General features: G+C 62.9%; 20 protein-coding genes. 10 read left to right on the forward strand and 10 right to left on the reverse strand.

The genetic code is table 11. The features are described from left to right. The first annotated feature begins 193 nt into the window (after positions 1–193). Both NKH02_RS02315 and NKH02_RS02320 read left to right on the forward strand, forming a co-directional pair. Positions 194–1,342 (forward strand): acyl-CoA dehydrogenase family protein, encoded by a 1,149-nt coding sequence (locus tag NKH02_RS02315; protein WP_352876015.1) that lies wholly within the window; start codon positions 194–196, stop codon positions 1,340–1,342. A 58-nt stretch (positions 1,343–1,400) separates the two neighbouring features. Continuing rightward, positions 1,401–1,796 carry a RidA family protein gene (locus NKH02_RS02320; RefSeq protein WP_352876017.1) on the forward strand — a complete coding sequence of 132 codons (396 nt, stop codon included), beginning with the start codon at positions 1,401–1,403 and terminating at the stop codon, positions 1,794–1,796. Positions 1,797–1,967: 171 nt separating this feature from the next. On the opposite strand, the gene NKH02_RS02325 is transcribed toward NKH02_RS02320, so the two are convergent. Next, the gene (locus NKH02_RS02325) at positions 1,968–3,059 is read right to left on the reverse strand and encodes an LLM class flavin-dependent oxidoreductase (RefSeq protein ID WP_352876019.1); all 1,092 of its coding nucleotides are present in this window, start codon (positions 3,057–3,059) and stop codon (positions 1,968–1,970) included. Beyond that, positions 3,056–3,391: a hypothetical protein gene (locus NKH02_RS02330; RefSeq protein WP_352876021.1), complete on the reverse strand. Its 336-nt coding sequence runs from the start codon at positions 3,389–3,391 to the stop codon at positions 3,056–3,058. The genes NKH02_RS02325 and NKH02_RS02330 overlap by 4 nt, the downstream gene beginning before the upstream one ends. A 23-nt stretch (positions 3,392–3,414) precedes the next feature. Between NKH02_RS02330 and NKH02_RS02335 the strand changes: the two genes are divergently transcribed. The 4 genes from NKH02_RS02335 (at position 3,415) to NKH02_RS02350 (ending at position 6,609) form a co-directional block, all read left to right on the forward strand. Next, complete coding sequence (locus tag NKH02_RS02335) at positions 3,415–3,594, forward strand: hypothetical protein (RefSeq protein ID WP_352872046.1); 180 nt, start codon at positions 3,415–3,417, stop codon at positions 3,592–3,594. 73 nt (positions 3,595–3,667) lie between these two features. Continuing rightward, positions 3,668–4,465 carry an ABC transporter substrate-binding protein gene (locus NKH02_RS02340; RefSeq protein ID WP_352876024.1) on the forward strand — a complete coding sequence of 266 codons (798 nt, stop codon included), beginning with the start codon at positions 3,668–3,670 and terminating at the stop codon, positions 4,463–4,465. Positions 4,466–4,616: 151 nt separating this feature from the next. Then, positions 4,617–5,291, forward strand: coding sequence for an amino acid ABC transporter permease (locus NKH02_RS02345; RefSeq protein ID WP_126067529.1), 675 nt, complete (start codon positions 4,617–4,619; stop codon positions 5,289–5,291). A 43-nt stretch (positions 5,292–5,334) separates the two neighbouring features. Next, the gene (locus tag NKH02_RS02350; protein WP_352872044.1) at positions 5,335–6,609 is read left to right on the forward strand and encodes a cysteine desulfurase-like protein; all 1,275 of its coding nucleotides are present in this window, start codon (positions 5,335–5,337) and stop codon (positions 6,607–6,609) included. A gap of 70 nt (positions 6,610–6,679) precedes the next feature. On the opposite strand, the gene NKH02_RS02355 is transcribed toward NKH02_RS02350, so the two are convergent. The 5 genes from NKH02_RS02355 to NKH02_RS02375 all read right to left on the reverse strand — a co-directional run bounded on the left by NKH02_RS02355 (position 6,680) and on the right by NKH02_RS02375 (position 11,942). Continuing rightward, a complete protein-coding gene (locus NKH02_RS02355; RefSeq protein WP_352872043.1) occupies positions 6,680–7,510 on the reverse strand; it encodes a dipeptide ABC transporter ATP-binding protein in 831 nt (276 codons plus the stop codon). Continuing rightward, positions 7,507–8,364 (reverse strand): ABC transporter ATP-binding protein, encoded by an 858-nt coding sequence (locus NKH02_RS02360; protein WP_352872075.1) that lies wholly within the window; start codon positions 8,362–8,364, stop codon positions 7,507–7,509. Before NKH02_RS02360 ends, NKH02_RS02355 begins: the two co-directional genes overlap by 4 nt. 2 nt (positions 8,365–8,366) lie before the next feature. Then, complete coding sequence (locus NKH02_RS02365; protein WP_352629965.1) at positions 8,367–9,221, reverse strand: ABC transporter permease subunit; 855 nt, start codon at positions 9,219–9,221, stop codon at positions 8,367–8,369. A gap of 70 nt (positions 9,222–9,291) precedes the next feature. After that, positions 9,292–10,299 (reverse strand): ABC transporter permease subunit, encoded by a 1,008-nt coding sequence (locus tag NKH02_RS02370; protein WP_352876027.1) that lies wholly within the window; start codon positions 10,297–10,299, stop codon positions 9,292–9,294. A 50-nt stretch (positions 10,300–10,349) separates the two neighbouring features. Continuing rightward, complete coding sequence (locus NKH02_RS02375; RefSeq protein WP_352872041.1) at positions 10,350–11,942, reverse strand: ABC transporter substrate-binding protein; 1,593 nt, start codon at positions 11,940–11,942, stop codon at positions 10,350–10,352. Positions 11,943–12,396: 454 nt separating this feature from the next. Between NKH02_RS02375 and NKH02_RS02380 the strand changes: the two genes are divergently transcribed. Beyond that, positions 12,397–14,406, forward strand: a complete 2,010-nt coding sequence (locus tag NKH02_RS02380; protein WP_352876030.1) for a long-chain fatty acid--CoA ligase — start codon at positions 12,397–12,399, stop codon at positions 14,404–14,406. Continuing rightward, the gene (locus NKH02_RS02385; protein WP_352876033.1) at positions 14,403–15,146 is read left to right on the forward strand and encodes a class I SAM-dependent methyltransferase; all 744 of its coding nucleotides are present in this window, start codon (positions 14,403–14,405) and stop codon (positions 15,144–15,146) included. The genes NKH02_RS02380 and NKH02_RS02385 overlap by 4 nt, the downstream gene beginning before the upstream one ends. A gap of 390 nt (positions 15,147–15,536) precedes the next feature. Here the strand turns inward: NKH02_RS02385 and NKH02_RS02390 are convergent, their stop codons facing one another. Next, a complete protein-coding gene (locus tag NKH02_RS02390) occupies positions 15,537–16,430 on the reverse strand; it encodes an NAD(P)/FAD-dependent oxidoreductase (RefSeq protein ID WP_352876036.1) in 894 nt (297 codons plus the stop codon). 288 nt (positions 16,431–16,718) lie between these two features. Here NKH02_RS02390 and NKH02_RS02395 point away from each other — a divergent pair, with 288 nt between their 5' ends. Continuing rightward, on the forward strand, positions 16,719–17,366 hold the full coding sequence (locus NKH02_RS02395; protein ID WP_352876039.1) for a TetR/AcrR family transcriptional regulator: 648 nt from the start codon (positions 16,719–16,721) through the stop codon (positions 17,364–17,366). Between the two features lie 139 nt (positions 17,367–17,505). Here the strand turns inward: NKH02_RS02395 and NKH02_RS02400 are convergent, their stop codons facing one another. Together NKH02_RS02400 and pgi are read right to left on the reverse strand one after the other, a co-directional pair. After that, positions 17,506–18,228, reverse strand: coding sequence for an HAD family hydrolase (locus NKH02_RS02400; RefSeq protein WP_352551039.1), 723 nt, complete (start codon positions 18,226–18,228; stop codon positions 17,506–17,508). A gap of 5 nt (positions 18,229–18,233) precedes the next feature. Then, positions 18,234–19,883, reverse strand: coding sequence for a glucose-6-phosphate isomerase (gene pgi / locus NKH02_RS02405; RefSeq protein ID WP_502913764.1), 1,650 nt, complete (start codon positions 19,881–19,883; stop codon positions 18,234–18,236). A 295-nt stretch (positions 19,884–20,178) separates the two neighbouring features. Between pgi and pdxR the strand changes: the two genes are divergently transcribed. Then, positions 20,179–21,672 (forward strand): MocR-like pyridoxine biosynthesis transcription factor PdxR, encoded by a 1,494-nt coding sequence (gene pdxR / locus NKH02_RS02410; protein ID WP_352872033.1) that lies wholly within the window; start codon positions 20,179–20,181, stop codon positions 21,670–21,672. The last annotated feature ends 73 nt before the right edge of the window (positions 21,673–21,745 follow it).

Below are 21,745 nucleotides of genomic sequence, written 5' to 3' on the forward strand. Positions count from 1 at the left end.
GGCACCCCCCTCTGTCCTGCCGGACATCTCCTCCGACAGGGGGGAGATCGGCTGCACGTTTTATTTTCGCCAATCTCCAACATTGTCAGGTCGAAGCCGTCGGCAAGGCTGCCAATCTCCCCCCTTGCGGGGGAGATGCCCGGCAGGGCAGAGGGGGGTGCGACGGATCGCGACGAAAACCGAGGGCGCACCAATGCCTGACCGCTCCTTCCTCTCCTGGCCGTTCTTCGAGGATCGCCATCGCGAACTGGCCGAACGTCTCGAGACATGGTGCTCAAAAAACCTGCCGGTCGATCACCATGATGTAGATGCCGCCTGCCGCGAGCTGGTCACTAAGCTTGGCCGGGACGGCTGGCTGAGGCCTACGGCTCTCGACACCGACAATCCGGGACCACTCGACGTCCGCACTTTGTGCATCACCCGCGAGACGCTCGCCCGCCATGACGGGCTGGCCGATTTCGCCTTTGCCATGCAAGGGCTCGGCACCGGCGCGCTCAGCCTGTTCGGCACGCCGCAGCAGCAGCAGTGGCTGGCAAAGACACGCGCCGGCAAGGCGATCTCAGCCTTTGCCCTGTCGGAGCCGCGCTCTGGGTCGGACGTCGCCAATACGGAAATGACGGCGACCCGTGACGGCGAAAGCTATGTTCTCTCCGGCGAAAAGACCTGGATCTCCAATGGCGGCATCGCCGATCTCTATGTCGTCTTTGCCCGCACCGGCGAGGCGCCGGGCGCCAAGGGGCTCTCCGCCTTCCTCGTGCCGGGCGACGTCAAGGGTCTTGGCATTGCCGAGCGGCTGGAAGTGATCGCGCCGCATCCGCTGGCGCGGCTGTCTTTCGACCAGGTTCGCCTGCCCGCCTCGGCGCTGATCGGCAGACCAGGCGACGGCTTCCGCATCGCCATGTCGGTGCTCGACGTGTTCCGCTCGACCGTCGGTGCGGCGGCACTCGGCTTTGCCCGCCGTGCGCTGGATGAAAGCATCAAGCGCGTGGGCGAACGCAAACTGTTCGGCGCCCCGATGGCCGAACTGCAGATGGTGCAGGGCCATATCGCCGACATGGCGCTCGACGTCGATGCAGCAGCCCTTTTGGTCTATCGCGCCGCCTGGACCAAGGACATGGGGGCCGCGCGGGTGACGCGCGAGGCGGCCATGGCGAAACTATACGCGACGGACCACGCCCAAAGCGTCATCGACAGGGCAGTGCAGCTGCATGGCGGCGACGGTGTCCGCAAAGGCCATATCGTCGAAAGCCTGTATCGCGAGATCCGCGCGCTGCGCATCTATGAGGGTGCCTCCGACGTGCAGAAAGTGGTGATTGCGCGGCAGGTGATGGGCGCGGCCTGACGGTAGGAAATTGACGAGCGATTTCGAGACTTGGTTTTTGGGTACCGGGAGGTTTTGAATGCACACGATTCTGCAGCCGGAAGGCTGGGCAAAACCCGTCGGCTACGCCAATGGCGTCGCGGCACGCGGGCGGCTCGTCTTCGTTGGCGGACAGGTCGGCTGGAACGGCCAATGCCAGTTCGAGACCGACGATTTTGTCGGCCAGGTGAAGCAGACACTTCACAACATCGTGGCGGTGCTGGCGGAAGCCGGCGCGGGGCCGCGGCACATCACCTCGATGACCTGGTATTTCACCGACAAGGCCGAATACCTCGCCAACCTACGGGGGATCGGCGAGGCCTATCGCGAGGTGATCGGCCGGCACTTTCCGGCGATGGCCGCCATGCAGGTAGTGGCACTGGTCGAGGACCGCGCCAAGGTGGAGATTCAGGCGACCGCCGTTATCCCGGAGTAAACGCTCATCACTTCGTCATCCACGGGCGGCGCAGGAGCGAAGCTCCGTCGCGGAGACCCTGGGATGACGACGTCGGGAAGGCTTCGGCTAAATCCGAATGTTCGCGATAATCATCGAAGCTGACGATGAAATCCTGGCTGCCACAGGGTAGCTGATCCCTGAGCACCACCACTATTCGCGCAGGCCCGCCTGTCTCAATATCGGCAGCACGTGATCGCAGAAATAGGGCAGCTCCTGCGTGTAGTTGACGAAGGACAGCGCAATGCCCTGATAGCCGTGTCCGGCAATGGCGACCATGTCGGCGGCGATCGTCTCCGGCGTTCCAATCAGCGGGTAGGTGCCGGCGCCGCCGGCGAAACGCTGTCGGTAGCGGTCATACGCATGCGGGTCATGCGATTGCGAGAATTCCTTCTTGCTCGCCATATGGGCATCGACCGCAGCATGGTCGGCCATCTCAACCGCGTAGCGCGTATAGTAGGCCTGCGCCTCTTCCATCGTCGGGCGGCAGACGACATGCGCCACGGTGTAGACGCCGACATCCCGGCCCGCCTTGTCGGCCCGCTCGCTGATATCGGCGACATGCTTGCCGGCATCGCTCATCTCGGAAAAGGTCGTGAAGAGATAGTCGCATCGGGCGGCGGCGAAATCCCGGCCCGGTCCGCCGAAAGCGGCGTTCATCGTCACCGGGCGCGGAACCTGCAGGCTGGCCGGCCGGCTGACGGCTTCCTTGAGGCGATAATAGGTGCCTTCATAGTCGAGCGGCTCGGCCGAGGCATAAAGCTTTTCGAGGATCTCGATCCATTCGGCCGCTTGGTCGTAGCCCTTCTCGACCAGGGGCGTACCGAACATGCCGAATTCCTTCGGGTTCCAGCCGCAGACGATGTTCAAGCCGGCGCGGCCCTGGCTGATATGGTCGACCGTCGCCAGCGCCTTGGCGGCATAGAGCGGATGCACCAGCGGCACGTGCACGGTCATAAACAGGCCGATCCGATCGGTGGCCATGGCAAGGGCCGCCGCCCAGGTGAAGGTCTCGAACGACCATTCGCGCACCTTGTTGCGGCCGCCGAAGCCGCGCCAGCGCGCGATCGGCAGCATGAACTCCAGCCCGGCACGGTCGGCAATCCGCGCCGCCGCCAGATTGTCCTGCCAACTCGCCGTCCAGCGTTCCGGCACATCGGTGATGGCAAGGCCGCCGTCGGCATTGGTCGAAAACACGCCGAGCTTCAGCCTGTTCGGGCCGTGCAAGGGATGTGGTTTGTTCATGTCGCGACCTCCCGGCGAAGATCGCACGCTACGGCTCCGCAAAAATATTTCAAGCATGAAATAGCTTCGCCTTGCGATGGTTTGCGGATATTGATTTGGACAGGACGAAAAAGGGCATGGGCGTTCTCGAGGCTGGTGCGGCCGAAGGTTCTTTCTACGACGCGTAGCCGAACTTGCGCGACACAAGCACGGCCAAGGGCGTATCGGCCGGGCAACAATCCGGTCAAACTTTTTAAGCTTAAAACTTTCGCCTTGAAAACCGCGGCACTTTGGATAAGCATTCCAAAATCGATGGCGATTGCCGTGCCGGAGGGGCTTGCTTGCCAGTCCATCGTGGTGGGAGGGGTTTCAGTCCTTGTCGTTCATAGTGCCCCAGTCATCGTCTAGCGCGCGCTATGCCTTCGATGGTGCGCGCGCCCAGATCCGCGACCTGCACACCGAGAACATCGCCACGGCCTTCCTGCGGATGTGCGTCTGCCGTGAACGTGACCAGATAGCGACCGCGCTCGACCGCATGGTCGCTGCCATGAATTGACGCCCTGCCTGAAGCGGGGCGGCAAAAAACCGTGCGGGAGCAACCCGCCCGATCAACAACAGAGGGAACACAGATGAGCTTCACTCGCCGCAAATTGCTTCTTCTCGCCGCCGCAATCGGCATCGCCGCCAGCCCCGCCACCGCCTATGCCGCCGATGTGCTGAATGTCGGCGCCTACCCGACCAATCCGCCGTTCGAATACAAGAACGAGAGCGGCACCTTCGAGGGCTTTGAAGTCGACATCGTCAACGAAGCGGCCAAGCGCATCGGCATGACCACCGACATCGCCGATCTCGGCTTCCAGGCGCTGTTCGCCGCCACCACGTCGAAGCGCATCGATGTCGCCATCTCGTCGATCACCATCACGGCGGAGCGGCTGAAGTCGCAGTCGTTCACCCAGCCCTATTATGATTCAGACATGGGCATCGCCACCAAGACCGACAGCGCGATTAAGGCCGAAGCCGACCTCAAGGGCAAGATCGTCGGCGTGCTGTCCGGCTCGACAGGCGAGACCTGGGTCAAGGCGCATCAGGAAGCCGACGGCTTCAGCGACGTAAAGGGTTATGATACGCAGCAGAACCTGCTGCTCGACCTCAGCGCCGGACGCGTCGATGCCGCCGTCAGCGACATTCCGGGCATGGAATATTCCTTCACCAAGATGAAGGACCTGGTCGTCAAGGAACGCATCAAGACCGGCGAACAATACGGCCTGATGCTGACCAAGGACCACCCGCTGCTCGACAAGCTGAACGACGCGCTGACCGCGATGAAGAAGGACGGCACGCTGGCCGCGATCCACAAGAAGTGGTTCGGCAGCGACGCGCCCGCCGACTCTTCGACCATGAAGGAAATGCCGCTGCCGAAGGCCTGAGCGGCAATGCATTGACATCGTGCCGGCTTTCCAGGCCGGCACGATTCATTTCACGCCCTGGCGCCGGCTTCCGCCGCAGACACCCCGCCGTCGGTGAGGTCAATTGATTTTAACGCGAGCATTCTTTGCTCTGGGGTTCGGGAACGCTCCTATGTCGCTGCTCGACACCTTCTTCAACCCCGATGTCATCATGTCCAGCCTGCCGGCGCTGCTGCGCGGCTTCCTGAACACGCTGCTGCTCGGCATTCTGAGCATCGGCATCGGCATCCCCATCGGCCTGGTGATCAGCCTGGTGCGACTCTATGCGCCGAAGCCGCTGCGCTGGCTCGCGGTCGGCTACACCGACATCTTCCGCGCCCTGCCGGTGCTGGTCGTGCTGATCCTGATCTACTACGCGCTGCCCTTCCTCGGCATCCGCCTGTCGTCCTGGGCATCGGCGGTGACTGCCTTCGCCTTCATCATGTCGGCCTATTCGGCGGAAGTGTTCCGTTCCGGCATCGAAAGCATTCCGCGTGGCCAGTTCGAGGCGTCGCAGGCGCTTGGCCTGCCGTTCCTGCTGACCTTGCGCAAGGTGGTGCTGCCGCAGGCGATCCGCGTCGTCATCCCGCCGATGACCAGCAACTGCGTCTCGATGTTCAAGGACACCTCGCTCGCCTCCACCGTGGCGCTGCCGGAACTGCTCAAGGAAGCGACCAACGCGCAGTCGCTCTATGCCAACCCCTCGCCGCTGATCGGCGCGGCGCTTGTCTATCTCATCTTCCTCTGGCCGATGGTCCGCCTCGTCAGCCTGCTTGAAGAGCGCTTCAAGACCGAAAAGAAGCGCTGACCTCGCCAACCGATCCCTCCAAGTCCTTCGCAGGAGCCTACCCGTGAACAAGCACCAGACCGACAATGCGAGCGCAACCGCGTTTCCCGTCCACACCATCCGCGCCATGTTCCCCGCCTTGCAACGGGCCGGCGATTTCATCTTCTTGGATAATGCCGCAGGCGCCCAGATCCCGCAGAGCGTACTCGACGCGGTGACCAACCATCTGGTTTCGCACAATGTGCAGCGCGGCGGCCGCTATGGCCGCAGCGTCACCGTCGACCAGTCGGTCGCAGATGCCCGGACAAGCGTCGCGCTGCTGATCAACGCTTACAGCCCAGCGGAAATCTGCTTCGGCATGAACGCCACTTCGTTCATCCGCCTGGTCAGCCTCGGCATCGGCCAGATGCTTCAAGAGCGCGACGAGATCGTCATCACCGACATGGACCACGACGCCAACATCGCGACATGGCTGGCGCTGGAGTCCGCTGGCGCGAAATTCAAATGGTGGCGGATGCGCGAGGACGGCAATCTGCATGTCGACGATCTGCGCCCGCTCGTTTCCGACCGCACCCGTCTGGTCGCGTGCACGGTGACCGCGCACTCGATCGGCTCGATCGTCGATGTCGCCGAGGTGGCCAGGATCGCGCACGCGGCCGGTGCCGAGGTGTTCCTCGACTGCGTGCATTACGGGCCGCACGGGCTGATCGACGTGCAGGCCTGGGACTGCGACTATCTCGTCTGCTCCGGCTACAAGAATTTCTCGCCGCATATGGGCTTCCTGTGGGGCCGTTTCGAAACGCTGAAGCGGCTGCCGACCTTCCGCGAGGATTTCATCCCCGACGAGCCGCCCTACAAGGTCGAGGCGGGCACGTTCATCTACGAGAACGTCTCCGGCATGGATGCGGCCGTGCAGTATCTGGAACTGATCGGCCGCAATCTTGCGCCCTCCAACAACCGCTCGCGGCGCGACAACATCGTTGCCGGCATGAGCGCCATCCGCGACTACGAGCTGGTGCTGGCGCGCGAGATGCTTGCTGTGCTGAAAGGTTGCGGCGCGACCATCTATGGCGTTGCCGACGAGGCCCGCATTGTGGAACGGGTGCCGACCTTCTGCTTCAACATCGGCAAACTGTCGCCGCAGCGGATCGTCGAGGAAATGGCCGAGATGCAGATCGGCATCCGCGACGGCCACATGTACGCGCCGCGACTGATGAAGCGCCTCAATCTCTCGATGGACAGCGGCGCCATCCGCGCCTCGCTGGTCCACTACAACACGGTCGATGAGATCCACCGCTTCGGCGAAGCGCTGCGCACCATCATCGCCAAGCTGTCGTGAGGCGGCCACTCCAGCGTCGTCATCCTGAAGCGAAGCGACGCGGCGAAGGCCCTGGGACGACGAAGAGACGTCAAGCCGCCTTCTTCTTCGCCAACCTCGCCTTGATCGATGCGACGTCGGCGCGCGGCGTGGCCGCGAATAGCGTCCGGGTATAGCTGTGCTTGGGGTCGGCGAAGACCTCGTCGCGCGATCCGTATTCGACCGCTTCGCCGAAATACATCACCATCACATCGTCGGCGATGTAACGCACCACGGACAGGTCGTGGCTGATGAAGACATAGGTCAGCTGGAATTCGTCCTGGAGGTCGGCGAGCAGATTGAGCACCTGCGCCTGCACCGAAAGGTCGAGCGCGGAGACCGGCTCGTCCAGCACCAGCAGGCTCGGGTTGAGCATCAGCGCGCGGGCAATGGCGATGCGCTGGCGCTGGCCGCCGGAGAACATGTGCGGATAACGATTGTAGTGCTCGTGTCCGAGGCCGACCTTCTTCAGCATCTTCATCGCCAGGTCGCGACGCTCGGCGGCCGGCTTGTCGGTGTTGATCAGCAGCGGCTCGCCCAGCACGTCACCGATCTTCTGGCGCGGATTGAGCGATCCGTACGGATTCTGGAAGACGATCTGCACCTTGCGGCGCATCTCCTTCGTCAATGCGTTCCTGGCGATGTCGACCTTGTTGCCGTCGATGAACAGTTCGCCCGCCGTCGCCGGATCGATCAGCGTGATGATGCGGGCAAGCGTTGACTTGCCGCAGCCGCTTTCGCCGACGATGGCCAGCGTCTTGCCCTTGTCCACCTTGAAGGAGACGCCCTTGACCGCATGGACCGTGCGCGGCCCGGTGAACAGGCCACCACCGATGTGGTAGTCGCGAACGATGTTCTTGCCTTCGAGAACGGTGATGCTCATGAGGCGGCTCCCGCAGCCGACGGCGCCGGCTCGAACATCATGTCGGACACGGTCGGCAACCGGTCGCCGACGGCGTTCTCCGGCAAGGCCGACAGCAAGGCCCGCGTGTAATTGCTCTTCGGCGACTCGAACAGCGACAGCACGTCGGCCTCTTCCATCTTGCGGCCCTTGTACTGGACGATAACGCGGTCGGCGGTCTCGGCGACCACGCCCATATTGTGGGTGATCATGATCAGGCCCATGCCGTATTTGGCCTGCAGCGAAACCAGCAGATCGAGGATCTGTTTCTGGATGGTCACGTCGAGCGCGGTGGTCGGCTCGTCGGCGATCAGGAGTTTCGGATTGCAGGCAATGGCGATGGCGATCATGACGCGCTGGCACTGGCCGCCCGACATCTGGTGCGGGAACGAGCTCAGTCGCTCCTCCGGGTCGGCGATGCCGACCAGCTTCATCAGTTCGATGGCACGCGCCCGGCGCTGGGCGCGATCCATGCCCATGTGGAAGCGCAGCACCTCCTCGATCTGGAAGCCGACCGTGAAGCATGGGTTGAGGCTGGCGATCGGCTCCTGGAAGATCATCGAAATGTCCTTGCCGACGATCTTGCGGCGTTCGGACGGGCTGAGCTCCAAAAGATCGACGCCGTCGAAGGCCATGCGGTCGGCCTTGACCGTTGCCGTGTCGGGCAACAGGCCCATTACCGCCAGCATCGCCACCGACTTGCCGGAGCCGGACTCGCCGACGATCGCCAGCACTTCGCGCGGCTCGATCGCGAGATCGATGCCTTGCACGGCCATGAACGGTCCGGCCGCCGTATCGAAGGAAACAGTAAGGTTCTTGATCTCGAGCAGAGGCATGCTCACGACCTCTTCAGCTTGGGGTCGAGCGCGTCGCGCAGGCCGTCGCCGATAAGGTTGATGGCGAAGACGGTGATCAGGATGGCGAGGCCCGGGAAGGTCACCACCCACCAGGCGCGCAGGATGAACTCGCGGGCTTCGGCCAGCATGGTGCCCCATTCCGGCGTCGGAGGCTGCGCGCCCATGCCGAGGAAGCCAAGGGCGGCCGCCTCAAGAATGGCGTTGGAGAAGGACAGCGTCGCCTGCACGATCAGCGGCGCGATGCAGTTGGGCAGGATGGTGACCAGCATCAGCCTCAGATGACTGGCGCCGGCGACCTTGGCCGAGATGACGTATTCGCGAGTCTTCTCGGCCATCACGGCGGCGCGGGTGAGCCGGGCGAAATGCGGCTGCAGCACAAAGGCGATGGCGATCATGGCGTTGACAAGGCCGGGGCCGAGGACCGCGACCAGTACCAGGGCCAAGAGCAGCGACGGGAAGGCCAGGATAATGTCCATGATGCGCATGATCAACGTGTCGACCCAGCCGCGGCAGTAGCCGGCTAGCAGGCCGAGGATCACGCCCGAGATCAGCGCTGAAGTGACGACGACGAAGCCGATGGCGAGCGAGAAGCGCGAGCCGTAGATCAGCCGCGACAGCATATCGCGACCGACGGCGTCGGTGCCGAGCAGGAACTGTGCGTTGCCGCCCTCCTGCCAGGCCGGCGGCGTCAGGAAGAAGTCGCGGAACTGATCGTCGGGCGAATGCGGCGCCAGCAGCGGCGCGAAGATGGCGATCAGGATCAGCAGTGCAAAGACGAAGAGCCCGATCACCGCGCCCTTGTTGACGGAGAAGTAGTGCCAGAACTCGCCGAACATCTGCAGCCTTGCGTCCTGCTGCTTGACGACGGTCACGGCTTCAATGGTGGCTGGGCCTTCGTTGCTCATGTCAGTTGGCCCGGATGCGTGGGTTGATGACGGCGTAGAGCACGTCGACGATGAGGTTCACCGACATGACGATCAACGCGATCAAAAGCAACCCGCCCTGCACGGTGAAATAGTCGCGCTTGGAAATGGCGTCGATCATCCATTTGCCGATGCCGGGCCAGGAGAAGATGCTCTCGGTCAGGATGGCGCCGGTCAAAAGCGTGCCGACCTGCAGGCCGATGGTGGTGACGACCGGAATCAGCGCGTTGCGGAAGGCATGCAGCCCGATGACGCGGCGCGGTGCCAGGCCCTTGGCGCGCGCGGTGCGTACATAGTCCTCGCCGAGCACTTCAAGCATCGCCGACCGCGTCTGCCTGGCGATGACGGCCAGCGGAATGGTGCCGAGCACGACGGTGGGAAGGATGAGGTGCGACAGCGCCGAACGGAAGGCGCCCTTCTGCCCCGAGATCAGCGAGTCGATGGTCATGAAGCCGGTCACCGGCTTGAAGAAATAGAGAAGATCGATGCGGCCGGAAACCGGCGTCCAGTGCAGCGTGCCGGAAAACACGATGATCAGCAGCAGACCCCACCAGAAGATCGGCATGGAATAGCCTGCCAGCGCGGTGCCCATGGTCAGCTGATCGAACCAGGATCCACGGCGGATGGCGGCGAAGATGCCGGCGGCGACCCCCAGGACTACGGCAAAGATCATCGCGAAAATGGCGAGCTCGACCGTTGCCGGGAAGCGCACCAGGAAATCCTTGAGCACCGGCGTCTTGGTGGAAAACGAGGTGCCGAAATCGCCGCTCAGGATGTTGGTCAAATAGGTCAGGTATTGTTGCCATATCGGCAGATCGAAGCCGAATTGGTGCATCAGCGCCGTGTGGCGTTCGGGCGACAGGCCGCGTTCGCCCGCAAGCACCAGCACCGGATCACCGGGCAGGATGCGCACGAAGCCAAAGGCGAGGATGGTTATCCCAATGAAGGTCGGGATGATGAGGGCGAGCTTGCCGAGGATATAACGCAGCATGGCGGGCGAGTGGGGGCGCCACCATGCGGTGACGCCCCCGTTTCGCAACCTTATTCGGCGATATCGACGCCGTCGAAGCGATGGATACCGAGCGGATCCATCGCAAAGCCGGTGACGGTCTTCTGCATCGGCATGAACACCTTGGAGTGAGCGAGCGTCGCCCAGGGTGCCTGTTCCTTGAAGATGACCTGTGCCTTTTCGTACAGCTTGGTGCGCTCGGCCTGATCCGAAACGGTCTTGGCCTTGTTGATGAGCGCGTCGAAGTCCTTGTTGCACCATTCCGCGCGGTTGTTCGAACCGACGGAAGCGCAGCTCAGGAGCACGCCGAGGAAGTTGTCCGGATCGCCATTGTCGCCGGTCCAGCCGACGATGACGGCGCCGTCGTGATCGACCGCGGAAGCGCGCTTGAGGTATTCACCCCAATCGTAGCTGACGATGTTGACGGTGACGCCGACCTTGGCGAAGTCCGACTGGATCAATTCAGCGGTGCGGCGCGCGTTCGGCATGTAAGGGCGCGACACCGGCATGGCCCAGACGTTCATCTTGAGGTCCTTGACGCCGGCCTCTTCGAGCAGCTTCTTGGACGCTTCCGGATCGTACGGATCGTCTTTCACTTCCTTGTTGTACGACCACATGGTCGGCGGGATCGGATTGATCGCCACCTGGCCGGCACCCTGGAAGACGGCGTCGATGATGGCCTTCTTGTTGATGGCCATGTTGAGCGCCTTGCGGACGCGCACGTCGTCGAACGGCTTCTGCTGGGTGTTGTACATCAGCGCGCCGACATTGAGGCCTTCCTGCTCGTCGACCTTCAGGCTCGGTTCAGCCTGCAGGCCGGCGATGTCGGCCGGTGCCGGGTATGACATGATGTTGCATTCGCCGGCCTTCAGCTTCTGCGCGCGCACCGCCGGGTCGGTGGTGATGGCGAAGACCAGATCGTCGATCTTCTGCTTGCCGCCCCAATAGTCCGGGTTGGCCTTGTAGCGGATGGCCGCGTCGGTCTGGTAATCGACGAAGATGAACGGGCCGGTGCCGATCGGCTTCTGGTTGAACAGCTCGGGCGTCTTGTCCGCCTGCAGCTTGTCGGCATATTCCTTGGAGACGATCGAGGCGAAGTCCATGCCCAGCGTCGGAATGAAGGTGATTGCCGGTTCCTTGAGGGTGAACTTCACCGTCAGGTCATCGACCTTCTCGACCTTGGTGATGTTGTCGCCGAACTGGTCATTGTAATACTGATAGGCAATACCCGGGATGTACTGGAACCACGGGCCGTTCTTGTCGACCTGACGTTCGAAAGAGAACACCACGTCGTCGGCGTTGAAGTCGCGCGTTGGGGTGAAATAGTCGGTGGCGGCGAACTTGACGCCCTTGCGCAGCTTGAAGACATATTCCTTGCCATCGTCGGAGATCGTCCAGCTTTCAGCCAGGCCCGGCGAGGTCGTTGTCTTGCCGTGATCGAACTCGACAAGGCGGTTGAAGACGGTGCGCGACGACGCGTCGAAGGTCTGGCCGGCGGTATACGGCGCCGGGTCGAAACCCTCCGGCGAAGCTTCCGCGCAATAGACCAGAGTTTTCGCGTTGGCCACGCCGCCCAGGACGCTTGCAGCCAGCAACGCGGCTGCAAAAGTCAGTTTCTTCTTCATTGAGCACTCCCTGATGTTCTTCCAAGCCCCTCTATCAGGCTCGCGAAGCGCGCATATAAGCACCGTTTTTCCGGCTTTGGAACACCCCGTTTGCTTACCCCTTGGGAAGCAGGAAAAAAATCCGCGATTTTACTAAATGACAGAAAAAATTAGCAGTTTCTTCCATTCACGGGATTATTAACGATCGCATTTTTTTATTGATCACCGATCTGACGATAATCGATGCCGCGCGCGCCTCCGAGCGGCCGAGAGTGCGGCGGGACAGCGGTTGGGAGTGCTGGCGGCAGGAAAGATTTTCGACGGCAAATCTTTCCAGCCTTGCCGCAGGGGCAAGACTTGCACGGTCGCCAATGGAGGCAATACATAGGTGCATAGCGGCGGCAGCGGAGGACGTCTCTGTCAATTCAGGGGCGAGCGCGGCGCGGACGAACAAGAATTGTCGAGGGAGGAACGGGTGGCAAAAGCATCAAGGAAAACGGCGCCGGCGAAAGCGGCAGCCAAGGCGGCTCCAAAAGCAGCCGGCGGCAGAGCCAAGCCGAAAGCACCCGCTGCCAAAGCCGCCGCGGCCAAGCCGAAGGCAGCCACCGTGCCGGCGAAGGCAAGCACAAAGCCGGCAGCCAAAGCCTCGACCAAGAAAGCCTCGAACAAGACTGTTGCCGGAAAGACAGTGTCCGCGGCAACGCCGGCAGCTGCCAAGCCGGTGGCGAAGGCTGCTGCGGCCAAGGCCCCGCCGGCAGCGAAGCCTGCCGCCGCCAAGCGATTGCCGAATGCACTGACGGCGCTTGCCGCCGGCCTGCCGGAAAAGCCGTGGCTCAAGAGCTATCCGAAAAACGTCCCGGCCGAAATCGGCGCCCTGCCATACAGCTCGATCGGCGATTTCCTCGTCGCTGCCTGCAAGCAGTTTTCGGCCCAGCCCGCCTTCACCTGCATGGACAAGTCCATCAGCTACACCGATGTCGAGCGGCTGTCGGCGGCCTTCGGCGCCTATCTGCAATCGAAAGGCCTCCAGAAGGGCGCGCGCGTCGCGCTGATGATGCCGAACGTGCTGCAATATCCGGTGGCGATGATGGCCGTCCTGCGCGCCGGTTATGTCGTGGTGAACATCAACCCGCTCTACACGCCGCGCGAGCTCGAACATCAGCTCAAGGACTCCGGTGCGCAAGCCATCGTCATCCTGGAGAACTTCGCCAACACCTTGCAGGCGGTGATCGCCAGGACGGCGGTCAAGCATGTCGTGGTCGCTTCGATGGGCGACATGCTCGGCAGCCTGAAAGGCACCATCGTCAATTTCATCGTTCGCCGCGTGAAGAAGATGGTCCCGGCATGGTCGCTGCCCGGCCATGTCAAGTTCAATGCCGCAATGAAGGCCGGCGCCGGTATGGGTTTTAAGCCGGCCAAGGTGGCAGCCGACGATGTCGCGTTCCTGCAATATACGGGCGGCACGACGGGCGTCTCGAAGGGAGCCACGCTGCTGCACAGCAATGTGCTCGCCAACGTCGCGCAGAACGCGCAATGGATGGAGGACGCCTATACGATCAAGCCGAAACCCGCGCACCCCAACTTCATCTGCGCGCTGCCGCTCTACCATATCTTCGCACTGACGGTGAACGCGCTGATGGGCATGCAGCAAGGCGCCCGCAATGTGCTCATTCCCAACCCGCGCGACATTCCCGGCTTCGTCAAGGAGTTGCAGAAGTACCCCGTGCACATCTTTCCGGGCCTCAACACGCTGTTCAACGCACTGCTCAACAATGAGGATTTCCGCAAGCTCGACTTCAAGCCGCTGATCCTGACGCTGGGCGGCGGCATGGCGGTGCAGAAGGGCGTCGCGGAACGCTGGAGAACGCTGACCGGTTGTTCGGTCACCGAAGGCTACGGCCTTTCGGAAACCTCGCCGGTGGCCACAGCCAACAAGTTCACCTCCGGCGACTTCACCGGCACGATCGGCCTGCCGTTGCCCTCGACCGAGATCGCCATCCGCGACGATGACGGCAACAACTTGCCGCTCGGCGAGGTCGGCGAAATCTGCATCCGCGGGCCGCAGGTGATGGCGGGCTACTGGAACCGGCCCGATGAGACCGCCAAGGTGATGACCAAGGACGGCTACTTCAAATCCGGCGACATGGGCTTCATGAACGAGCGCGGCTACACCAAGATCGTCGACCGCAAGAAGGACATGATCCTGGTCTCGGGCTTCAACGTCTATCCGAACGAGCTCGAGGAAGTCGTGGCGATGCATCCGGGCGTGCTCGAAGTGGCGGCGATCGGCGTGCCGGACGAGCATTCCGGCGAAGTGCCGAAGCTGTTCGTGGTCAAGAAGGATCCCGCTCTCACCGCCGAGGCGCTCACCGCCTTTTGCCGCGAGAACCTGACCGGCTACAAGCGGCCCAAATACATCGAATTCCGCACCGAGCTGCCGAAGACACCGGTCGGCAAGATCCTGCGGCGAGCGCTGCGCGAATGACGGCAGCCGACGGCCCTGAGGCCGTGAATGCACCCTGCAGTCCAGACCCGGCAGAGTTTATCAGGGCGAACATGCGCATCGCCCCGGTGCCATCGCTCCCCGAGATCCGGCTCTATACGCCGCATCCGGCCAGTGGCCTGAGGCGGCTTACCGATCCGCACCAAAGCTCCGACGCCGATGACGACACGATCGAGGCGGACGACGATGGACCCGAGCCGCGGCCGCCCTACTGGGCCTATGCCTGGGCCGGCGGCGCGGTGCTTGCGCGCCACATATTGGACCACCCGCAAATGGTGGCCGGTCGCCGCGTGCTCGACCTCGGCGCGGGTTCCGGCCTTGTCGGCATTGCCGCCGCCAAGGCTGGCGCGCGCGAAGTTATCGCCGCGGAGATCGACCGCAACGGTGTTGCTGCGCTCGCCCTCAACGCGGCGGCCAACGGCGTCGCCATCACCGTGATCGGAGACGATGTCACCAGGGGTTCGCCACCCATGGTCGACCTCGTGCTTGCCGGCGATGTCTTCTATGGACAGGACGTCGCCGATCGAGTCATGCCTTTTCTCGAACGCTGCCTGAATGCCGGCATCGAGGTCCTAGTCGGCGACCCCGGCCGCGCCTATTTGCCACGATCACGGCTGCACCTGCTCGCCGAATACAAGGTGCCGGATTTCGGCCAGACGAAAGACAGCGCGCTGGAGCCGAGCGGTGTGTTTTCCTTTGAAGCGGATGACCGCTGTCGCTGAGATCAAAACCCAGTCACTCGGAATGACCGAGTTCGACCTCAACGCAGACGATCATCCAATCAAAGGCACGTTCAGAAAGCGGTCGTGACGGCGCTAACTTCTAAGCTCAGCGTCCCCTAATTCGCCACTGTACTTTTCGCCATACAGATGTATCCGCTCAAGTCGCTCGAAGCAGCTCTCCGCGAGCAGAGCGCGCCGTCGCCCGCTCAATAACGTCGCCTACGTCACGGTCGTCCTCACGCGCCATGCCAAGTCTAACAGATGCGGTTGCGCCGACGATCTTCTTGCCACGGGCCTCTATCGCACCACCGCTGATCTGCTGGCGTAGGCGCCCCCCAAAAGGAGGTTTTCCGTGATGGCCCGCGGTAACCGGAGTAGGAATCTATGCTCTCAAACCAGCATCGACTGCTGAGCGGAGATACCCGCCGTCGCGCCGTGCGATGTTGCCGTAGTGACCGAGGCCATGAGGGGGTTTGCGAGGTCGCCGGCGGCGTAGATGCCGGGCATGCTGGTTTCGCGGCGCTCGTCGACCTTGAGGGCGATGCCGAGGGGTGTATTGACCGTGGCGAGGCCCAGTGATTCATGCAGGCTTGCGGACGGCTTGTTGCGCGGATGCGCGAACAGGATGTCGACCGCGACATTGGGGCCGGTATCGAGCTTGACGGTGGCGCTATGGGCCCCGTGTTGGGCGATCCCGGTGATCCGGCCATCGACGACGGGTATGTTGCGGCGCGCCAGATCGGCCCGGATATCGGGCGGAATGTCATGACCATCGGCGAAGAGCGTCAACGTGTCGGTCCAATCGTGGAACAGCCTGACCTGATTCATCGACTGTGGGCCGGACCAGACGAGGCCCCAATGCTGGCCGGCGACTTCAAAGCCATCGCAATAGGGGCAGGGCACGATGGATGTGCCCCAGCCTTCGGCAAAGCCTGGAACATCAGGCATTTGGTCGGCAACGCCATAACTCAGGATCAGGCGGCGCGCGCCGAGGCTTTCGCCATCGCCAGTGAGGACGGTGAAATCGTCGATGGCGCCGGAGATGCTGTCGGCCCGGGCATTGACCAGCTTGATCGTGGGATAGCGCGCCAGCTGCTGCCGCGCCTCGGCCAGGATGTCCAGCGGTGGCTTGTGATCGTGGCCGAGCAGACCATGCGAGTGGCCGGCGAAGCGGTTGCGCGGCAGGCCGGTATCGAGAACGGTGACCTTGCGGCGGGCACGGCCGAGCTGCAGGGCGCCGGCGAGACCGGCAAAGCTGCCGCCGATGATGATGACGTCATCCATGGTGATAAGCTCCGTGTCTTGGATGGAGGGGGTTGGGCTGGGCTTGGCGCGAAATAGCGTCCAGCGATACGCGCTCAAGACAGGCAGCGAGCAGGGCTACGGCATCGCCGAGACAGTCGCCCATCACTGTGTTGACCGGCCGGACGATGCCGCATTCGATATCTCTGGGCGGCCTCGGGAAACTTGATTTGGAGGACAGCGTAAAATCCAATCTTTGGCTTGCATATTTCTGAAACTGCGTGGTATCGTAATTCAAGAATTACGATACTGTCAAGGACTGTAATCGCCATGACCGAAAACAGCCAGGCCCGGCGCGGCCGGCCCGCCAACGAGGCGCTTGGCCAAACGATAGTCGACGCCGCGTGCGAACTCTTTGTGGAATTGGGTTTTCAAGCGACGACATTGGACAAGGTCGCCCAACGGGCGAAGATATCCAAGCTCAGCATCTATCGGCACTTCGAGAACAAGGAGGCGCTGTTTAGCGCGGCCATCGCGGCCCACTGCCATCAGTTTGCACCACTGGCTCTTTCTGAAGGCGTCGACGGTTCGGCCGAAGATCAGCTCATGGCGATGGGATCATCCCTGCTTCGCACGCTGTTGAGCCCGGACGCCCGCAGTGTCGAAGCCATGATCATGGCCGACAAGACGAATCAAAAGTCGTTAAGCAAGCTCCATTACGAAGCCGGCCCAGCCCATGTCATCGCCCAAATCGAGGCCCTGTTGCGTCAGTTGCACTCGAAGGCGGTTCTGAACGTGCCCGATCCTCTCCGGTCCGCCCGCTTGTTTGCCGCGCTTATCAAAGGATCCGATCTCCTGATTATCGCACGCTTCGATGAGGCGAGAGCAGAGGACGACAACGAAATCGAATCCTATTGCCGGTCGGCCGTCGCCATGTTCATCGCCGCGCACGGTGGCAACGACCACGCAGGATACTAATCCCGCACATCTTATGTCGCGGGGTGAAGTGAGGAACGGCAGCTAACCGTCGGTTTCGACTAACTGCAGACGTTCGGCTCACCACCCCATCTCAGCCGTTGGCGGGAAAGTCCAAGTTGATTTGCCAAGTCTAGCCCGGTCAGATCGTTTCCTTGACCCGTGCCGAAAGAAAGTCGGGCAGATCGGCAACCGAATCAAGAACAATGTCGGCAATCCCGGCCAGCGATTCGCGGGTGCCGGTGCCGGAGAGCACGCCGACCGCCAGCCCGCAGCCGCCGGCCCGCGCCATTTCGAGGTCGTGCCTATTATCGCCGACCATGGCGATTTCCGCCGGCTTCAGCCCGGTGAGATCGCTGAAGGCCAGGATGGTGTCGGGCGCCGGCTTCGGGTTGGCCACCGCGTCGTAGCCATAGGCCGCGTCGAACAGCTGGGCGACGCCGAGCGTGACCAGCGTCTTTTCCGCGCCGCTGGTCGAATCGTTGGTAGCGACGCCAAGCCGGTAGGATTTCCTGTGCAATGCCGTCAGCGTGTCGACGATGCCCGGCAGCGCCACCGCCATCGCCGAGCCCTGCACCGAGGTGATCTCGTTGAAGCGGGCAACCGCAAGCATCTGGTCCTCGTTGGACAGGCGCGGGAACCACAATTCGACGACGTCGAGATTGGTGCCGGACGCAAAGATGGAATCAGGTTTGAAGCGCTTGTTGGCGAAATCGAAGCCGGCGGCGGCCAGCAGTCTGTCGGCTTTCCAGCGATCGCCTTCCGACGCATCCATGGCCATAAAATCGGCGACGCCGAGCCAGGTCGCGTTGAAGTCGACAAGCGTTCCATCCTTGTCGAACAATATTCCCTTGATGTCTGCCAAACTTTTCACTCCGAGCCACGCAAATGGTGGATGAATCCCACAAGGCCAGCGGTCGATGCGTCCCGGTTAGCGGCGCTTTCCTTGCCCTCCACGACAGGCAAAAGGCCGGTGGCCAGTTCCTTGCCGAGCTCGACGCCCCATTGGTCGAAGGAGTTGATGTTGAAGAGCGTCCCCTCGACGAAGACGCGGTGCTCGTAGAGCGCGATCAGCCGGCCGAAGGTGCGCGGGTCGAGTTTGCGGTAGAGAATGGTCACCGAGGGTCGGTTGCCGGAGAAGACACGATGCGGGGCGATCTTGTCGACCTCGGCCGGCTTCATGCCCTTGGCCAGCATCTGGGCGCGGGCCTCGTCCAGCGTGCGGCCCCTCATCAGCGCTTCCGACTGGGCCAGGCAGTTGGCGAGCAGCAGATCGTGCTGATGCTTGAGATCGGGCTCGTGACCGACGGCCGCCGCCAGGAACTCGACCGGGATGAAATCGGTGCCCTGGTGCAGTAGCTGAAAGAAGGCATGCTGGCCGTTGGTGCCGGGCTCGCCCCAGACCAGCGGCCCGGTCGGCGTCGCCGCCGCCGTGCCTTCGAGGGTGACGCTCTTGCCGTTCGATTCCATGTCGAGCTGCTGCAGATAGGCCGGCAGCCTGGATAGGCGCTGATCATAAGGGATGACGGCGCGCGCTGGATATCCGCAGACCACCCGATGCCACCAGCCGACCAGCCCCAAAAGGGTCGGCAGGTTCTCCTGCACGGGCGCGGTGCGGAAATGCTCATCCATCTCGTGCGCGCCATCGAGGAAGGCGCGAAAATTCCGCGGGCCAACAGCGATCATCACCGGCAGGCCGATCGCGCCCCAGAGCGAATAGCGGCCACCGACCCAGTCCCAGAAGCCGAAGACACGATCCGGCGCGATGCCGAACTTGGCCACCAGGTCGAGCGCGGTCGAGACAGCGGCGAAATGCTTGCCGACCGCTTCCTTGCCGAGCGCCTCTTGGACCCATTTGCGCGCCGTCTGCGCATTGGTCATCGTCTCGACGGTGGTGAAGGTCTTGGAGGCGATGATGAACAGCGTGGTTTCGGCGGACAGGCCCTTCAGCGTGTCGTGGATATGGGCGCCGTCGATGTTGGAGACGTAATGCGCGCGCAGCCCGTCATGATAAGGCGCCAGCGCCAGCGTCGCCATGGCCGGGCCGAGATCGGAACCACCGATGCCGATGTTGACGATGTCGGTGATCTTCTTGCCGGTGGCGCCGGCCGCCTTGCCCGAGCGTACGGCATCGGCAAAGGCGCTCATGGCATCAAGCACGGCCATGACGTCCGCCTTGACGTCCTGGCCGTCAACGGTGACGCCCTTGCCGGTCAGGTTGCGCAGTGCCGTGTGCAGCACGGCGCGGTCCTCGGTGAGGTTGATCTTCTTGCCGGCGAACATGGCGTCGCGACGGCCTTCGAGATCGGCCGCCTTGGCGAGCTTTTCCAGCAAGTCCATGGTGAGCGCGTCGACCGCGCATTTCGACCAGTCGAGCAGAAGGTCGCCGTCGGTGGCGGAGAATGTAACGAAGCGCTTGGGATCGGCGGCGAAGGCCTGGCGCATGCTGGCGGGCGCCGCCGCGCGATGATCGCGTAACGCGGCGAGCTGTTTTTGAAAGGACGATTGATCCACTGCCAAACTCCGAGACCTAGAGCCATCATTACGGACCGGATGTTTCCGGCGCGTGTCGTCGCGACAATCTATCGAGCCTAATTCCAGCCATTTCAATGCGCAGCGATGACGCACGAAGTCATCGCCGGGATGAGGCGCCGCGTCACCCCGCGATGGTGCAGCGCAGCATCAAAATGGCGTGAAGGATCACTGGCATAAATCCCAACGATCAGAAAAATTGATTGGCGCAACCCCTTGTGCCACGGTTACGTTCGGCTGGTCCAGCCAAGCGAAAAAGGCTGGCCATCGAGGAACATCTCCCATGCCACAGCGTAACGACACGGCCATATGGTCCGGCCTGTTCCGGATTTCGGCGGAATCGGGCCAGACCCTGCAGGCACAGATCCGCCAAGCCATCGTGGCCGCCATTCTCGACCGCCAGATCGCCGCTTCGATGCCGCTTCCTTCGTGCCGTATCCTGGCCGAAAAACTCGGCGTGGCGCGCGGAACCGTGGTGCTGGCGTTCCAGCAGCTGGTCGACCAGGGCTTCCTGGTGGCGCGCGAGCGGCGTGGTCATTTCGTCAATCCCGATGTGCTGGCAACGCCTGCCAAGCCACACCAGAAGGCGCCCGATCAGGCCAACGAGATCGACTGGAAGGCACGCCGCAAGATCGCCGCCAGCGACATGCCGCCGCCGGCCAAGCACGAGAACTGGATCAAGTCGTCCTACCCCTTCGTCTACGGCCAGTTCGACCCGGCGCTGTTCCCGACCGCCGAGTGGCGCGAGTGCAACCGCATGGCGCTGGCCGTGCTCGAGATCCGCAACTGGGCGTCCGATATGGTCGACCGCGACGATCCGCTGCTGATCGAGCAGATCCAGGCGCGGCTGCTGCCGCGACGCGGCATCTTCGCCAATCCCGACGAGATCATCGTCACGCTGGGCGCCCAGAACGCACTCTACATGCTGGCGACGCTGCTGATGTCCAAGGGCTCCAAGGTGGCGATGGAGGATCCCGGCTACCCCGACGCACGCTCGATCTTCCGCCTTGCGGGCGCCGAGATAGAGCCGGTGCCAGTCGACCAGTCCGGCATCGTAACCGCTTCTATTCCCAATGATTCCGGTTTCGTCTTCGTCACGCCCAGCCATCATTGCCCGACCATGGTGCCGCTGTCGGCGGAACGGCGACAGGATCTTCTGGCGCGGGCCAACCGCTACAACCAGATCATCATCGAGGACGGCTATGACAGCCAGCTTCTCGACGAAGCACCGCAGCAGGCTCTGAAGAGCCTCGATCGCTCAGGCCGTGTCGTCTATGTCGGCTCGATGTCGAAGACGCTGGCTCCCGGCTTGCGGCTTGGCTACATCGTGGCGTCTGCCGGCCTGATCTCCGAGCTCAGGGCGCTGCGCCGCTTCATGCTGCGTCATCCGCCGGCCAACAACCAGCGCGCCGTAGCGCTCTTCCTGTCGCTCGGCCATCACGAGGCCCTTGTGCGGCGGCTGTCGTCGGCCTTCGACGAGCGCCGCAAGCGTCTGGTCCATGCGATTTCCGCCTTCCTGCCGGAATGGCGCTCGACCGATTCGGCCGGCGGCACATCGCTGTGGCTCGAAGGGCCGCGTGGCACCGATGCGCGCGGACTGGCCGAGGCAGCAGCCTCGCGCAGCGTCATCATAGAACCGGGCGACCGTTTCTTCGATCGCACTGACAAGCCTTCGCGTTTCATGCGGCTGGGCATCTCATCGATAGCGCTGCAGCACATCGAGCCGGGCATCCGCGAACTGGCCACCGCCGCCGGACGCAGGCCTGCGGCCGCCTGATCCATCGCCATCTCCCTGGGGCCGCGCAGGCGCGGCTCCGACTCCATTAGCTCTGGCATATGCAACCGGACCG

This window comes from Mesorhizobium sp. M1396, from assembly GCF_040317725.1.
In the GTDB taxonomy this organism is placed as follows: Bacteria; Pseudomonadota; Alphaproteobacteria; order Rhizobiales; family Rhizobiaceae; genus Mesorhizobium.

What these genes read in the sequence shown, in the direction of transcription:
- NKH02_RS02315 (WP_352876015.1), top strand. Translation starts at nt 194, where the DNA reads ATGCCTGACCGCTCCTTCCTCTCCTGGCCGTTCTTCGAGGATCGCCAT.
- NKH02_RS02320 (WP_352876017.1), top strand. Translation starts at nt 1,401, where the DNA reads ATGCACACGATTCTGCAGCCGGAAGGCTGGGCAAAACCCGTCGGCTAC.
- NKH02_RS02325 (WP_352876019.1), bottom strand. Translation starts at nt 3,059, where the DNA reads ATGAACAAACCACATCCCTTGCACGGCCCGAACAGGCTGAAGCTCGGC.
- NKH02_RS02330 (WP_352876021.1), bottom strand. Translation starts at nt 3,391, where the DNA reads ATGGACTGGCAAGCAAGCCCCTCCGGCACGGCAATCGCCATCGATTTT.
- NKH02_RS02340 (WP_352876024.1), top strand. Translation starts at nt 3,668, where the DNA reads ATGAGCTTCACTCGCCGCAAATTGCTTCTTCTCGCCGCCGCAATCGGC.
- NKH02_RS02345 (WP_126067529.1), top strand. Translation starts at nt 4,617, where the DNA reads ATGTCGCTGCTCGACACCTTCTTCAACCCCGATGTCATCATGTCCAGC.
- NKH02_RS02355 (WP_352872043.1), bottom strand. Translation starts at nt 7,510, where the DNA reads ATGAGCATCACCGTTCTCGAAGGCAAGAACATCGTTCGCGACTACCAC.
- NKH02_RS02360 (WP_352872075.1), bottom strand. Translation starts at nt 8,364, where the DNA reads ATGCCTCTGCTCGAGATCAAGAACCTTACTGTTTCCTTCGATACGGCG.
- NKH02_RS02365 (WP_352629965.1), bottom strand. Translation starts at nt 9,221, where the DNA reads ATGTTCGGCGAGTTCTGGCACTACTTCTCCGTCAACAAGGGCGCGGTG.
- NKH02_RS02370 (WP_352876027.1), bottom strand. Translation starts at nt 10,299, where the DNA reads ATGCTGCGTTATATCCTCGGCAAGCTCGCCCTCATCATCCCGACCTTC.
- NKH02_RS02375 (WP_352872041.1), bottom strand. Translation starts at nt 11,942, where the DNA reads ATGAAGAAGAAACTGACTTTTGCAGCCGCGTTGCTGGCTGCAAGCGTC.
- NKH02_RS02385 (WP_352876033.1), top strand. Translation starts at nt 14,403, where the DNA reads ATGACGGCAGCCGACGGCCCTGAGGCCGTGAATGCACCCTGCAGTCCA.
- NKH02_RS02390 (WP_352876036.1), bottom strand. Translation starts at nt 16,430, where the DNA reads ATGGATGACGTCATCATCATCGGCGGCAGCTTTGCCGGTCTCGCCGGC.
- NKH02_RS02395 (WP_352876039.1), top strand. Translation starts at nt 16,719, where the DNA reads ATGACCGAAAACAGCCAGGCCCGGCGCGGCCGGCCCGCCAACGAGGCG.
- pdxR (WP_352872033.1), top strand. Translation starts at nt 20,179, where the DNA reads ATGCCACAGCGTAACGACACGGCCATATGGTCCGGCCTGTTCCGGATT.